General features: G+C 74.6%; 12 protein-coding genes. 7 read left to right on the top strand and 5 right to left on the bottom strand.

Going from position 1 to position 13,510, the window contains the following annotated elements:
• The first annotated feature begins 145 nt into the window (after positions 1 to 145).
• The 5 genes from ACI78Z_RS20455 (at position 146) to ACI78Z_RS20435 (ending at position 6,212) form a co-directional block, all read left to right on the top strand.
• A complete protein-coding gene (locus ACI78Z_RS20455) occupies positions 146 to 1,858 on the top strand; it encodes an ABC transporter substrate-binding protein (RefSeq protein WP_457038372.1) in 1,713 nt (570 codons plus the stop codon).
• Between the two features lie 93 nt (positions 1,859 to 1,951).
• Positions 1,952 to 2,956, top strand: coding sequence for an ABC transporter permease (locus ACI78Z_RS20450; RefSeq protein ID WP_457038371.1), 1,005 nt, complete (start codon positions 1,952 to 1,954; stop codon positions 2,954 to 2,956).
• Positions 2,957 to 2,984: 28 nt separating this feature from the next.
• Positions 2,985 to 3,926, top strand: coding sequence for an ABC transporter permease (locus tag ACI78Z_RS20445; RefSeq protein ID WP_457038370.1), 942 nt, complete (start codon positions 2,985 to 2,987; stop codon positions 3,924 to 3,926).
• Positions 3,927 to 4,011: 85 nt separating this feature from the next.
• Entirely contained in the window at positions 4,012 to 5,082 is a 1,071-nt protein-coding gene (locus ACI78Z_RS20440; protein WP_457038369.1) for an ABC transporter ATP-binding protein, read from the top strand.
• Complete coding sequence (locus ACI78Z_RS20435) at positions 5,079 to 6,212, top strand: ABC transporter ATP-binding protein (RefSeq protein WP_457038368.1); 1,134 nt, start codon at positions 5,079 to 5,081, stop codon at positions 6,210 to 6,212. Before ACI78Z_RS20440 ends, ACI78Z_RS20435 begins: the two co-directional genes overlap by 4 nt.
• 134 nt (positions 6,213 to 6,346) lie before the next feature.
• Here the strand turns inward: ACI78Z_RS20435 and ACI78Z_RS20430 are convergent, their stop codons facing one another.
• Entirely contained in the window at positions 6,347 to 6,703 is a 357-nt protein-coding gene (locus ACI78Z_RS20430; RefSeq protein WP_457038367.1) for a Rieske (2Fe-2S) protein, read from the bottom strand.
• Between the two features lie 101 nt (positions 6,704 to 6,804).
• Between ACI78Z_RS20430 and ACI78Z_RS20425 the strand changes: the two genes are divergently transcribed.
• The gene (locus ACI78Z_RS20425; protein WP_457038366.1) at positions 6,805 to 8,856 is read left to right on the top strand and encodes a TPM domain-containing protein; all 2,052 of its coding nucleotides are present in this window, start codon (positions 6,805 to 6,807) and stop codon (positions 8,854 to 8,856) included.
• 62 nt (positions 8,857 to 8,918) lie between these two features.
• Positions 8,919 to 9,680 (top strand): VOC family protein, encoded by a 762-nt coding sequence (locus ACI78Z_RS20420; protein WP_457038365.1) that lies wholly within the window; start codon positions 8,919 to 8,921, stop codon positions 9,678 to 9,680.
• A 60-nt stretch (positions 9,681 to 9,740) separates the two neighbouring features.
• Here ACI78Z_RS20420 and ACI78Z_RS20415 read toward each other — a convergent pair whose 3' ends face one another.
• The 4 genes from ACI78Z_RS20415 to ACI78Z_RS20400 all read right to left on the bottom strand — a co-directional run bounded on the left by ACI78Z_RS20415 (position 9,741) and on the right by ACI78Z_RS20400 (position 13,312).
• On the bottom strand, positions 9,741 to 10,169 hold the full coding sequence (locus tag ACI78Z_RS20415) for a PPOX class F420-dependent oxidoreductase (RefSeq protein WP_457038364.1): 429 nt from the start codon (positions 10,167 to 10,169) through the stop codon (positions 9,741 to 9,743).
• Entirely contained in the window at positions 10,166 to 11,299 is a 1,134-nt protein-coding gene (locus ACI78Z_RS20410; RefSeq protein ID WP_457038363.1) for a diguanylate cyclase, read from the bottom strand. The genes ACI78Z_RS20415 and ACI78Z_RS20410 overlap by 4 nt, the downstream gene beginning before the upstream one ends.
• Positions 11,300 to 11,397: 98 nt before the next feature.
• Positions 11,398 to 12,366: a pirin family protein gene (locus tag ACI78Z_RS20405; protein WP_457038362.1), complete on the bottom strand. Its 969-nt coding sequence runs from the start codon at positions 12,364 to 12,366 to the stop codon at positions 11,398 to 11,400.
• Positions 12,367 to 12,400: 34 nt separating this feature from the next.
• A complete protein-coding gene (locus ACI78Z_RS20400; RefSeq protein ID WP_457038361.1) occupies positions 12,401 to 13,312 on the bottom strand; it encodes a DUF5996 family protein in 912 nt (303 codons plus the stop codon).
• Positions 13,313 to 13,510: the final 198 nt, after the last annotated feature.

Raw genomic sequence — 13,510 nt, 5'->3', positions numbered from 1 at the left:
GATGGTGTCGATGGTGATCCCCGGCTCACCCTGGCCCGGACGTCCGGCCTAGGGTCCGACCCACGTCCGTGAGGGCTTCCGCCCTGCGGCCGCGAAGTCGGGAACTCATCCGGCCCACGAGGGCCGAGAAGGCAGGTCTTCCGCGATGCAGCGTCGTGCCACACGCGTGCTCGCCGCCTCGGCGGCCACGCTCACCGCAGTCACCCTGGCTGCCTGTGCCTCCAGCGAACGGGACCCCGCCGGGGGCGAGGGGGAGGGCGGCGAGGCCCAGCAGTCCGGCGGCACGCTGGTCTTCGGCGCCGCCGGCGACCCGGCGATGCTCGACCCGGCGTTCGGCAGCGACGGTGAGACCTTCCGCGTCTCCCGCCAGATCTTCGAGGGCCTGCTGGGCAACGAGCTCGGCGGCACCGACCCGGTGCCCGAGCTGGCCGAGGACTGGGAGGTCAGCGAGGACGGGCTGGAGTACACCTTCAACCTGCGCCAGGGCGTCCAGTTCCACGACGGGACCGAGTTCAACGCCGAGGCCGTCTGCTTCAACTTCGACCGCTGGTACAACTTCGAGGGCCTGGCCACCAGCCCGAGCGCCTCGTACTACTACCAGGCGGTCTTCGGCGGCTTCGCCAGCACGCCGGACACCCCGAGCATCTACGAGAGCTGCGAGGCGACCGACGAGAACACCGCGGTCATCCGGCTCACCCAGGTCACCTCGAAGTTCCCCGCGGCGCTCGCGCTGCCGGCGTTCTCCATCCAGAGCCCGACGGCCCTGCAGGAGTACGACTCGGACAACCTGTCCGGCAACGAGGACGCACTGACCTACCCCGAGTACGCCCTGGAGCACCCGACCGGCACCGGGCCCTTCCGGTTCGAGAGCTGGGACCGCGGCAACGGCGAGGTCACCATCGTCCGCAACGACGACTACTGGGGCGACAAGGCGCTGCTCGACGAGATCATCTTCCGCACCATCCCGGACGGGAACACCCGCCGCCAGGAGCTGCAGGCCGGCTCGATCGACGGCTACGACTTCGTGGCGCCGGCGGACTACCAGACCCTGGAGGACGAGGGTTTCCAGGTCCTCGTGCGCGACCCGTTCAACATCCTCTACCTGGGCTTCAACGGCGGGAACGTCCCCGGCACCACCGCCAACCCGGCGCTGCAGAACCCGCAGGTGCGGCAGGCGATCGCGCACGCGATCGACCGGGAGACGATCGTCAACTCGCTGCTGCCCGAGGGCGCCCAGGCGGCCATCGAGTTCATGCCGCCGACGGTCGACGGCTACGCCGAGGACGTCACCACCTACGAGTACGACCCCGACCGGGCGCGGCAGCTGCTGCAGGAGGCCGGTGCCCAGGGCACGACGCTGCGGTTCTACTACCCGACCGAGGTCAGCCGGCCCTACCTGCCGGACCCGGCCGCGATGTTCCAGGTCATCAGCCAGAACCTGACCGACGTCGGCTTCACCATCGAGCCGGTCGCGCTGCCGTGGAACCCCGACTACCTCAACGCGGTCCAGGCCGGCCAGGCCGACATCCACCTGCTCGGGTGGACCGGTGACTACAACGACGCCTACAACTTCATCGGCACCTTCTTCGCGGAGGCGTCGAACAACCAGGCGTCCGCGGAGTTCGGGGCGTTCAGCGCGCCGGAGATCTTCCAGGCGCTGGCCCGGGCCGACGCCGAGCCCGACCCGGCCGCCCGCACCGCGCTCTACCAGGAGGCGAACCGGCTGATCATGGACTACCTGCCGGGTGTCCCGATCTCCCACTCGCCGCCGGCGCTGGTGGTCTCCGAGCGCGTGCAGGGGCTGGAGCCCAGCCCGCTGACCGCCGAGGTGTTCTCCACGGTCTCCATCAGCGAGTGACCTCCACGCCCGTCCCCGTCGGCAGCCCCCGGGCTGCCGACGGGGACGGTGTCGTGACCGACGCCGGACCGAGGGAAGGCTGACCCGCACCCCGTGCTGCGCTTCATCGTCCGACGGCTCCTGCAGCTCGTCCCCATCCTGCTGGGCCTGTCGGTCCTGCTCTTCGCCTGGCTGCGCGCCCTGCCCGGCGGCCCCGCCCAGGCCGCCCTCGGCGAGCGCGCGACGCCCGAGGCGATCGCCCGCTACAACGAGCTCTTCGGCCTCGACCAGCCGATCTGGGTCCAGTACCTGCGCTTCCTCGGCCGCGCGGTGCAGCTCGACTTCGGGACGTCGTCCCGCACCGGCCGTTCGGTGACCACCGAGTTCCTCGAGCGGATGCCGGGCACCATCGAGCTCACCCTCTTCGCCATGGTCTTCGCCGTCGGCGTCGGCATCCCGCTGGGCTACCTCGCCGCGCGCAAGCACGGCAGCTGGCTGGACTCCTCCGCCGTCATCGGCTCGCTGCTCGGCGTCGCCATCCCGGTGTTCTTCCTCGCCTACCTGCTCCGGCTGCTGTTCGCCGTCGAGCTCGGCTGGCTGCCCGGGTCGGGCCGCCAGGAGGTCCGCATCGACGCCACCCACATCACGAACTTCTACGTCCTCGACGGCCTGCTGACCCGCGAGTGGGACGCCGCCTGGGACGCCTTCCTGCACCTGGTCCTGCCGGGGATCGCGCTGGGCACCATCCCGCTGGCGATCATCGTGCGGATCACCCGGGCCTCGGTGCTCGACGTCGTCAACGAGGACTACGTCCGGACGGCGAACGCGAAGGGCCTGGCCGCCGACACCGTGCGACGGCGGCACGTCATCCGCAACGCCCTGCTGCCGGTGTCCACCACGATCGGCCTGCAGACGGGCCTGCTGCTGTCGGGGGCGGTGCTGACCGAGACGGTGTTCGCCTTCGGTGGGGTGGGGTCGGCGATCTACGACGCGATCTTCGCCCGCGACTTCGCCGTCCTGCAGGGCTTCATCCTCCTGCTGGCGGTGGTCTACGTCCTGGTGAACCTGCTGGTCGACATCTCCTACGGCCTGCTCGACCCGAGGGTGAGGGTCCGATGAGCTCGCGAATCGGACGGGAGCAGAGCCGATGACGGCGGTGGGTGACGTCCGCCGGCGGCGGATCGACGAGCTGGCCGCACGCGCCGGTCAGGTGCCCGAGGGGGAGGGCGGGGTCTCGCTCACCCGGAGCGCGTTCCGCCGGTTGCGGCGCAACCCGGTGGCCATCCTGGGCGCGGTCATCGTCCTGCTGTTCCTGCTGGTCGCCGCCTTCGCGCCCTGGCTGGCCCCGCGGGACCCGCTGGCGCAGACGCTGCTGTCGGAGATCCGGCCCAACTCCATCCCCGGTGCGCGGGAGGGGTTCCCGCTGGGCGTGGACAACCTGGGCCGCGACGTGCTGTCCCGGCTGATCGTCGGGTCCCGGCAGTCGCTGCTGATCGGGGTCGTCTCCACCCTGCTCGGCGCGGTCGTGGGCATGGCCCTCGGCGTGCTGGCCGGCGCCTCCGGCGGCTGGGTGGACACCGTCGTCATGCGCTTCGTCGACATCCTGCTGTCCATCCCCAGCCTGCTGATGGCGATCAGCATCTCGGTGCTCCTGGGGCAGAACCAGTACGCGCTGATGATCGCCATCGCGGTGACGCAGGTGCCGGTCTTCGCCCGCCTGCTGCGCGGGTCGATGCTGGCCCAGCGGGGCAGCGACTACGTCCTGGCGGCCCGCGCGCTCGGGGTCAGGCGGGGCCGCATCGTGTTCGGGCACGTGCTGCCCAACTCGCTGTCCCCGGTGATCGTGCAGGCCACGCTGTCGCTGGCGACGGCGATCATCGAGGCGGCGGCGCTGTCCTTCCTCGGGCTGGGCGACCCCGACCTGGCCCGCCCGGAGTGGGGCGCCATGCTGGCCAACGCCCAGCAGTTCCTCGGGGTCCGGCCGGAGCTGGCCATCTACCCGGCGCTGTGCATCATCGTGGTCGCGCTCGGCTTCACCCTGCTCGGGGAGTCGCTGCGGGAGGCCCTCGACCCGAAGTTCCGCCGATGACGACGCCCGAGCGACCATCGCAGGGAGCGCCAACGACCGAGGAGCTGAACGAGGGCGGAGTCGAGCAGAGGGCATGGAGGTAGGGGTGAGCATCGAGGCCATGCCGCCGGAGGGCGCCGTCCGCACCGACGTCCCCGTGCTCGAGGTCGAGGACCTCTCGGTGGCCTTCACCCGGCGCGGCGAGCAGCCGACCCGCGCCGTGGACGGGGTCAGCTTCTCGGTGGCCGCGGGGGAGACGGTCGGCCTGGTGGGGGAGTCCGGCTGCGGGAAGTCGGTCACCTCGCTGGCGGTCATGGGCCTGCTGCCGCGGCGCGGCGTGCAGGTCGGCGGCTCGGTCCGGCTCGGCGGCACGGAGCTCATCGGGGCGCCGGACCGGACGCTGCGCCGGCTGCGCGGGTCGGAGATGGCGATGGTGTTCCAGGACCCCCTGTCCTCGCTGAACCCCACCGTGCCGATCGGCACCCAGGTCACCGAGGTCCTGGTCGAGCACCGCGACATGGGGAAGAGGGAGGCGGGGGCCGAGGCCGCCGAGCTGCTGGACCGGGTCGGCATCCCCGACCCCACCCGGCGGCTGAAGGAGTACCCGCACCAGCTGTCGGGCGGCATGCGGCAGCGGGCCCTGATCGCGATGGCCCTGGCCTGCTCGCCGCGGCTGCTCATCGCCGACGAGCCGACGACGGCCCTCGACGTCACCATCCAGGCGCAGATCCTCGAGCTGCTGCGCGAGCTCGTCGTCGACTCCGGGACGGCGCTGGTGATGATCACCCACGACCTCGGCGTGGTCGCGGGCCTCTGCGACCGGGTGCACGTCATGTACGCCGGGAAGATCATCGAGACCGCCGACCGGCACGACCTGTTCGCCCGCCCCCGGCAGCCCTACACCGGCGGCCTGCTCGCCTCCGTGCCGCGGCTGGACGCCGGACGCGGCGCGCCCCTCACGCCGATCCGCGGCTCGGCCCGCGACGCCATCCCCTGGGCGGAGGGCTGCGCGTTCGCCCCGCGCTGCGACAACGCCCAGGACGACTGCCTCACCGAGGTCGCGGGGAGCCCCGTGCCGCTGGAGTACGACGGGCCCGGCCGCGAGCTGCGTTGCCGCCACCCGCTGACGTACCCGCCGTCCCCTGCCGGGGCCACCGCCTCGGGAGCCGCCCGGTGACCGCGACGAGCGAGCCCCTGCTGCGGGTCGAGGGCCTGCAGGTTCACTTCCCGATCAAGCGGGGGGTGTTCTTCGACCGCACCGTCGGCCACGTCCGCGCCGTCGACGGCGTCGACCTGGCCATCGACCGCGGCACCACCTACGGCCTGGTCGGGGAGTCCGGCTGCGGGAAGTCCACCCTCGGCCGCGCCGTCCTCCGGCTGGTCGAGCCCACCGCCGGCCGGGTGCTCTTCGACGGCACCGACGTCGCCGCGCTGAAGGGCGAGCCGCTGCGGACCATGCGGCGGCGGATGCAGATGGTCTTCCAGGACCCGCTGGGCAGCCTGGACCCGCGGCAGGACGTCGAGTCGCTGCTGTCCGAGCCGCTGCGGGCGCACGGGATGGGCGGCGGGAAGGCGGGCATCGCCGCGCGGGTCCGGGAGCTGCTGGACGCCGTCGGGCTGCCGTCCGCGGCGCTGCGCCGCTACCCGCACGAGTTCTCCGGTGGGCAGCGGCAGCGCATCGGCATCGCCCGTGCCATCTCGCTGGAGCCGGACCTGCTGATCGCCGACGAGCCGGTCTCCGCGCTCGACGTGAGCGTGCAGGCGCAGGTGGTCAACCTGCTCGAGGAGCTGCAGCAGCGGCTGGGCCTGACCTACCTGGTGATCGCGCACGACCTCGCGGTGGTGCGGCACATCAGCGACGTCGTCGGCGTCATGTACCTCGGGTCACTGGTCGAGCAGGCGCCCTCCGGGGTCCTGTACGACGAGCCGCTGCACCCCTACACGCGGGCGCTGATGAGCGCCGTCCCGGTGCCCGACCCGGTGGTGGAGGAGCGGCGCGAGCGGATCCTGCTCGCCGGCGACCTGCCGTCGCCGGCCAACCCGCCGAGCGGCTGCCGGTTCCACACCCGCTGCCCGTGGCGGCAGGAGACCCGGTGCGACGACGAGGTGCCGGTGCTGCGCGAGCTGGCGCCCGGCCACCTGGTCAGCTGCCACTGGGCGGAGGAGATCCGGGACGGCCTGCTCGCACCGAAGTCGCCGGAGGAGGTCGCCGCCACCCAGGGCGTGTCGGTGCGCGCCACCGGCGTGGAGGAGATCGAGAGCGACGCGCTGGTGCAGGGGGTCGACGAGCCCATCGAACGGCGTTGACGCGGTGACATCGTCGTCCTGCCGGACGACACCGCCACCACGTGCCGTCCCCCGGTCGTGCTGAGCCGCCGCGTCCCGCCTGCGCGGACCCCTCCGGGGCCCACTTGGCGCGACCGCGCCCGGGGACGACGTCATCACTCCAGGACGACGTCGTCCCCGCGGCGGACCGCGCGGCGCACCCGCAGCCGCAGGACGCGGGCGTAGGCGCGGACGAACTGCGTGTAGCCCGGGGTCGGCCCGTGGTAGCCGAGGAAGCCGTGCGGGCCCTCGACCATCTCGCCGGTCCGGACGTCGTAGCGGCTCTGGTGCCACGGGCAGACCAGGCAGCCCTCGGCGTCCACGGTGCCCTCGGAGAGGTCGGCGAGCTGGTGGCGGCAGCGCCGGGAGACGGCGAAGTACTGCCCGCGGCGGTTGCCGACGGCCCAGTCGCCGACGCGGCGGACCACTCCCGGCGGCAGCTCGGCGGCGGCGACGCGGTCGGGCTCGCTCATGGGACCTCCAGGTCTCGGTCCCGGATGCCTACCCCGCACGGCCCGGGTCGACCCGCGCCGGCTGGGTAGGGTCGCCGCAGGTCAACCCCCGGAGGTCTCCCGTGCGCCGGCTGCTCGCCGTCCTCGCCCCGCTGGTCTGCGTGGTCCTCCTCGGCGGGGGGCCCGCGCTGGCGGAGCCGCCGTTCGACGTGCCGGCGCAGCTCACCGATGACATCGACGTCCTCAGCCCGTCCGAGGAGTCGCGGGTGGCCGACTCCCTCGACCAGCTGCGGTCCGCCGACGGCACCCAGCTGTTCGTCGTCTACGTGTCCTCGTTCGACGGGGTGGAGCAGGGCGCGTGGGCCCGGGCGACCGCCGAGGCGTCCGGGCTGGCCAGCGGCGACGCGCTGTTCGCCGTCGCGGTCGACGACCGGCGCTACGGCTACTGGGTGCCCGACGACTTCCCGCTCACCGACGCCGAGATCGAGCAGGTGCTGGTCTCCGACGTGGACCCGCTGCTCTCCGCGGACGACTGGGACGGCGCCGTGATCGCACTCGCCGACGGGCTGGCCGGCGACGGCGGCAGCGGGGCGGGCACGGTCGCGGTGGTGGGCGGCATCGCGGCGCTCGCGGGCGGGGCCTACCTGGTCTCGCGGTCCCGCCGGCGCCGGCAGGGGCCGCCGCCCACCCAGCGGATCGAGCGGCCGGACCCGCACGCCGGCGTCCCGACCGAGCAGCTCGAGGCGCAGGCCAGCACGGCCCTTCTGGAGCTGGACGAGGCGGTCAAGACCTCCCGGCTCGACCTCGACTACGCCCGCCTCCAGTACGGCCAGGAGTCGGTCGCCGGGTTCGCCGAGGCACTGGCGGCCTCGGAGCAGGAGCTGGTGCGGGCCTTCTCGTTGCGCCAGCAGCTCGACGACGAGCACCAGGAGGACGAGCCGACGAAGCGGCGGATGCTCGCGGAGATGCTGCAGCTCACCGCCGCGGCCGACGCGCGCCTGGACGAGCAGGCCGAGGCCTTCGACCGGCTGCGCGACCTGGAGCGCACCGCGCCGCAGGCCCTCGACGCGCTGGCCTCCCGCGCGACCGCGCTGCGCGGCCGGCTGCCCGCCGACGAGGAGCGCTTCGCCGCCCTCCAGCGCCGCTACGCCCCGGCCGCGCTGGCACCGGTCGCCGACAACCTGGCCCAGGCGCGGGCGCGGCTCGACGCGGCCGAGCAGGAGATCGCCGAGGCGCGCAGTGAGGTCGCGGCCGGGCGGTCGGGGGCGGCCGTCGGGGACATCCGGGTCGCCGAGGACGCCCTCGCGCAGACCGGCACGCTGCTGGACGCCGTCGCCCGGCTCGGCAGCGACCTGCAGGCCGCCGAGGCCCGGGTGGCGCAGGTCCGGGCCGAGACCGAGGAGGACCTCGCCGAGGCCCGCGCGCTGCTTGCCGGGGGCACCGGCGGCGGGCTGCGGCCGCAGGTCGCCCGGGCCGAGGCCGCGCTGGCCGCCGCCGACGCCGCGCTGTCCCCGGCCGACGGCGGCCTGCCCGACCCCATGGCCGCGCTCCGGCAGCTCGAGGAGGCCGACATCGCGCTGGAGCAGGCGCTGTCCGTGGCCCGGGACGCCGACCAGCGGGCGCGGCGGGCCGCGGCGTCGCTGGACCAGGCGCTGCTCACCGCCCGGTCGGGCATCGCGGCCGCCGGCGACTTCGTCAGCACCCGGCGCGGCGCCGTCGGCCCTGAGGCCCGCACCCGGCTGGCCGAGGCCCAGCGGCACCTGGACCTCGCGGTCGCGCAGGGTCGCACCGACCCGGTGAGCGCGCTGCGCGAGGCCCAGCAGGCCGACGCGCTGGCCCAGCAGGCGCTGCAGCGGGCGCAGGCGGACGTCTCCGGCTGGGGCGGCGGGGGCCACGGACCCGGCGGTCTCGGCGGCGGCTACGGGACCGGGGGGTACGGGCCAGGCGGGTTCGGCGGTGGCTACGGCGGGGGCCGCGGCGGCGTGGACCTGGGCAGCCTGGTGCTCGGCGGCATCCTCTTCGGCGGCGGTGGCGCCGGGGGCTACGGCGGCGGGTACGGCGGGGGCTCCCGCGGCGGCTCCGGGGGTGGCGGCGGGTCCCGCGGCGGCGGACGGCGGCCGGGCAGCTTCGGCGGCTCGCGCAGCCGCGGCCGCTCCGGCGGCGGGCGTTTCTGACCCCCTGGGAACTGTCGGTCCCTGGTGCCACGGTGTCCCTCCCCACCCGACGAGGAGGAGCGATGCCCACTCGGAACACCCCGTGGCCAGCCGGTACCCCGTGCTGGATCGACTACGGCGCCTCGGAGATCGACGCCGCCAAGGACTTCTACGGCCGCCTGTTCGGCTGGGAGTTCGAGGGCGGTGACCCCGAGTACGGCGGGTACCTGAACGCCCGCCGCAACGGCGAGTACGCCGCCGGCCTCGGGCCGCTGATGAACCCGGGCGACTCCCCGGGCTGGACGACGTACTTCGCGACCGACGACGCCGCGGCGACGGCCGCCCGCATCCGCGAGGCCGGCGGCACCGTCGTCGTGGAGCCCATGGAGGTCGGGCCGATGGGCACGATGGTGATCGCCGCCGACCCGCAGGGCAACGCGTTCGGCCTGTGGCAGTCCGGGATGCACACCGGGTACCGCGTCTTCAACGAGCACGGGTCGCTCGTGTGGAGCGAGGCGGCGGTCGAGGACCCGGCGGCCGCCCGGGAGTTCTACACCGCCGTCTTCGGCTTCGACTGGGCCGAGGTGCCCGGCGCTGGGGGGTACACGACCTTCGCGCGCGACGGGCGCATGCTCGGTGGCCTGGGCGGCCACCAGCCGGGCTCCCCGAAGGGCTGGACGGCGTGCTTCGCGGTCGACTCCACCGACGACGCCGTCGCCACGGTGGAGTCCGGCGGCGGCAAGGTGACCATGGCGCCGATGGACACCGAGTTCGGCCGCTTCGCCGTGGTCGAGGACCCGTGGGGTGCCCCGCTGTCGGTGATGCAGCCGCCGACGGGCAGCTGAGGCGGCGGGGCCGGCGCGGTGGACGAGCCCCGACCACCCTGCCGGCCCGCCGCTCGGCGTTCAGGCGCGCAGCTGGCCGTAGGTGTGCTCGGGACGCAGCCGGACGACGAGACGGCGGTCGGCCACCATGGCCGCGCGATAGGCGTCCCAGTCGTCGTGCTCGCCGTTGATGGTCCGGTAGTAGGTGATCAGCTCCTCGACCGTGGCGTCGTGCGGGTCGGCCGCCACCGGGGCGAGCTCGGCGGTGCCCTCGACGGCGACCCACGTCCAGAAGTCAGGCGAGGTCACGTGCAGCGTCGCCCGCGGGTCGGCCTGCAGGTTACGGGTCTTGGCGCGGTCGGCGGTCACCGAGATGCGGGCCAGCTGCTGCTCGTCGTCCCACGCGTAGAAGAGGTTGGACAGCTGCGGGCGGCCGTCCCGCTTGAGGGTGGCGAGCACGGCGGCGTGCCGCGAGGCGACGAAGGCGAGCATGCGCTGGTCGACGGTCATGCCGGCCGCAACGCCGGCCCGGTCCGTCTTGTGCCCCGTCGTTCCTCGCCCGGGGCGGACGGGGGATCAGGCTCCGGACGGGGCCAGAGGCGCGGACCGTCCGAGGCCGCCGGGGGGACGGAGACGCGGTTCCGGCCGCTGTGCTTCGCGCGGTACACGGCGGCATCGGCCGCCGCCTGGAGCCCGACCGGATCGGTCCACGTGACGGTCGCCGCGCCGACGCTCACCGTGGCCGCGTAGGGGGCGGCGGCCGTGCGCACGTGGGTCACGAGCCGTTCGGCGAGCAGGGCCGCCTCCGACAGGTCGGTGCCCGGGAGCAGGAGGGCGAACTCGTCGCCGCCCACGCGCCCGGCGACGCCCTCGCTCCGGGCCAGCGTCTCGCCGACCAGCCGGAGGACCGCGTCGCCGGCCAGGTGACCCAGGGTGTCGTTGACGGTCTTGAACTCGTCGACGTCGACGAGCAGCAGGCTCAGCGGCCTGTCGGCCGTGGCGCGGGCCGCCTCGGTGCGCAGCCGCTCGTGGAACGCGCGGTGGTTCAGCGCACCGGTCAGCCCGTCCCGCTCGGCGAGGAGGGCGACCTCCTGGGCGTACGCGGCAGTGCGCTGGTAGGCCCGCCGGTGGTTCGCCGACGCGAACGCACAGGTGGCGGTCGCGACCCCCAGGGCGAGTGCACCGACCAGGACGTCGCCAGCAGGCGCACCTCCGACCCCGAGGCCGATGCCGAGGTACCCGGCGAGGATGCTCGTGCCGGCCAGCGCGACACCGGCCGGCGGGTAGGCCAGCGCCGCATGGGCCAGCAGGACGAAGAGGAACAGGACGTACGGGCTGTCGGCCGCCTCGTCGAGCAGGCACAACGTGATCACCAGGGCGATGCCCACGGCTTCCCAGGCGTCGAAGAACAGCCGGCCCCGCGGGTGGCGGACCAGCCGGTCGACGGGGATCAGCGCCAGCAGCGGAGCCGAGAGGGCCACCACCGCGGCGATGGCGAGGATGACCCCCGCACGAGGCGGGTCGGTGGTCAGGGTCCGCACGGCGATGATCACGGGGATCACCTCGCACAGGACGATCCCGCTGACGGTGTGCCGCCGCCAGAAGGCGACACGTTCCTCGTCCTGGGCCAGCGCACTCATGCTCTCGTGAGCGCACCGGCCGCCCGGTTCCCACAGAGACCGGGCCGTTCACCTACCCCCTCCGGGGGAGGGCCGGTCTCCCCGTACCGCCCCGCTCCTCAGCGCACCCGGCCACGGGCCTTGAGCGGCACCGGGGGCAGCGGCGGGGCCTCGAGCCGGTCGCCGTCGTAGCCGACGACGGCACCGAACCGCGCGTCCTCGGCGTTCCACCGCTCGGCGTACTCGGTGATCTCCTCGCCGGACCGGCCGACGAAGTTCCACCACATGACGATCCGCTCCTCGAACGGCTCGCCGCCCAGCAGCAGCAGCCGGGTCGCCTCGGCGGCGCGGACCCGCACCGAGCGCCGTCCGGTGCCGAGGTAGAGCATCGCGCCGACCTGCAGTGGCGCGTCCGCCACCTCGGCCGACCCGGACGAGGCCAGCAGCGCGTACTCGAAGTCCGGCTCCAGCGGCAGCTCGACGTCGGCACCTGCGGCCAGGTCGAGGTCGGCGCCGACCAGCGGGGTGTGCGCGGTGCCCGGCGACGTCGCCCCGCCGAAGGACCCCATCAGCACGGTCGCGGTCAGCCCGTCGGAGGTGAAACCGGGCAGCGACGTGTGGTGGGCGAACGCCGGGGCGGTGTCGCGGGCGGCGTCCGGCAGCGCCACCCACAGCTGCGCGCCGTGCAGGTACTGCGGGTGCACCGGCGGGGACTGCTCGGAGTGCGCGATGCCGTGCCCGGCGGTCATCAGGGCCAGCTCGCCGGGGTGGATGCGGGCGTCGCTGCCGAGCGAGTCGCGGTGGTGCACCTCGCCCTCCAGCAGCCAGGACACCGTCTGCAGGCCGGTGTGCGGGTGCGGCGGCACCTGCATGCCGGGGGAGGAGGCGATGTCGTCGGGGCCGTAGTGGTCGACGAACGCCCACGCGCCGACCAGCCGGCGGCCGAGGGTGGGCAGCAGGCGGCGCACGCGGGTGCTCTCGCCCAGCAGCACCTCCTTGCCCGGCAGCAGGTCCAGGACCGGGCCTGCGGGGGTGTCCTCCAGTCCGCCGAGCTCGCGGGCGGGCGGGCGGCGGTCCAGGTTGCTCATCGTGCGGGCCTCCGGGCGATGGGGACGGTCGCGGTCAGCGGGGCTCGGGTGCGGTCGGGCAGCGCAGGGCGCCGAGGTCCCACCCCGCGCGGCGGGCGCCGGCGGCGTAGGCGCTCTCCAGGAAGTCCAGGACGACGGCCCGCGGGTCGGCCGCGGTCCGCACGTCCTCGTAGGGCAGCAGGGCGAGGTGGGCGCCGCGGCTGTCGATCCAGCGCGCCGCGGCCGGCCGCAGCGGCTCCTCGGCCAGCCCTGCCGGCTCGGGTGCGGTGTAGGAGTAGAAGGCCGGCTCGGGGACCTGGTCGTCGCCGAACCAGAAGCCGGCGCTGATGACCTCGTGGGAGTACGCCTCCCGGGTCACCGGGTCGACGGTCGCGGACTGCTCCACCCGCCGGTCGGAGAACCGGGTCACGGCGAGGTCGAAGGTGTGCCAGAAGTGGTGCACCGGGCTGGTCTTGGCGTAGCTGCGACCGGCGAACTCCTCGAGCACCTGCGCCACCTGGCCCAGCACCAGCCAGTAGCGGGTCACCCGGTCCCGGTCGTAGGACGCGTGGTGCTCGTCCTCGGCGAACGGCGTGCGGTCGGCCAGGTCGAACGGGACGGGGATGTCGACGGTGGCCGGCAGGCCGAACTGCGACAGGCTGCCCAGCAGCTGCCGGTAGAACGCCGCCACGCTCAGCCCGGGCAGCGGGAACGACGCCCGCCGTCCGTCGGCGACGGCGATCTCGAGCCGGTGGTCGACCAGGTCCAGGTCGACGGCGAAGACCGGGTCGAAGCCCATCGGGCGGGTGGTGAGACCCCGGCCGGTCAGGTGGAACGGGATGTGCCACCAGTGGTTGCGCCGCGGGGCGTTGGCCAGGCGCAGCTTGCCGACGATCTGCAGGAACCGGTGCACGGTCTCCTTGGTGTCGGCCCACTCGGCCAGCGGCATGGGTGGGAAGACGGACACGGGTGACTCCTCCTCGGGCCGGTCCTGGCCAGGATGCAGCCCGGAGCGGCAGGGCGGAAGCCGCGCCCGGAGTGGGGGGGGGGGGGGGGGGGGGGGGGGGGGGGGGGGGGGGGGGGGGGGGGGGGGGGGGGGGGGGGGGGGGGGGGGGGGGGGGGGGGGGGGGGGGGGGGGGGGGGGGGGGGGGGGGGGGGGGGGGGG

It is taken from the genome of Geodermatophilus sp. SYSU D01176, from assembly GCF_054050015.1.
Note: the sequence above shows the minus strand (reverse complement) of the source record. Positions and strands in the feature narration are given on the sequence as shown.

Bases quoted from the DNA above. Each gene is read 5' to 3' on its own strand.
- ACI78Z_RS20455 (WP_457038372.1), top strand. From the start codon at position 146: ATGCAGCGTCGTGCCACACGCGTGCTCGCCGCCTCGGCGGCCACGCTC.
- ACI78Z_RS20445 (WP_457038370.1), top strand. From the start codon at position 2,985: ATGACGGCGGTGGGTGACGTCCGCCGGCGGCGGATCGACGAGCTGGCC.
- ACI78Z_RS20430 (WP_457038367.1), bottom strand. From the start codon at position 6,703: ATGAGCGAGCCCGACCGCGTCGCCGCCGCCGAGCTGCCGCCGGGAGTG.
- ACI78Z_RS20420 (WP_457038365.1), top strand. From the start codon at position 8,919: ATGCCCACTCGGAACACCCCGTGGCCAGCCGGTACCCCGTGCTGGATC.
- ACI78Z_RS20415 (WP_457038364.1), bottom strand. From the start codon at position 10,169: ATGACCGTCGACCAGCGCATGCTCGCCTTCGTCGCCTCGCGGCACGCC.
- ACI78Z_RS20410 (WP_457038363.1), bottom strand. From the start codon at position 11,299: ATGAGTGCGCTGGCCCAGGACGAGGAACGTGTCGCCTTCTGGCGGCGG.
- ACI78Z_RS20405 (WP_457038362.1), bottom strand. From the start codon at position 12,366: ATGAGCAACCTGGACCGCCGCCCGCCCGCCCGCGAGCTCGGCGGACTG.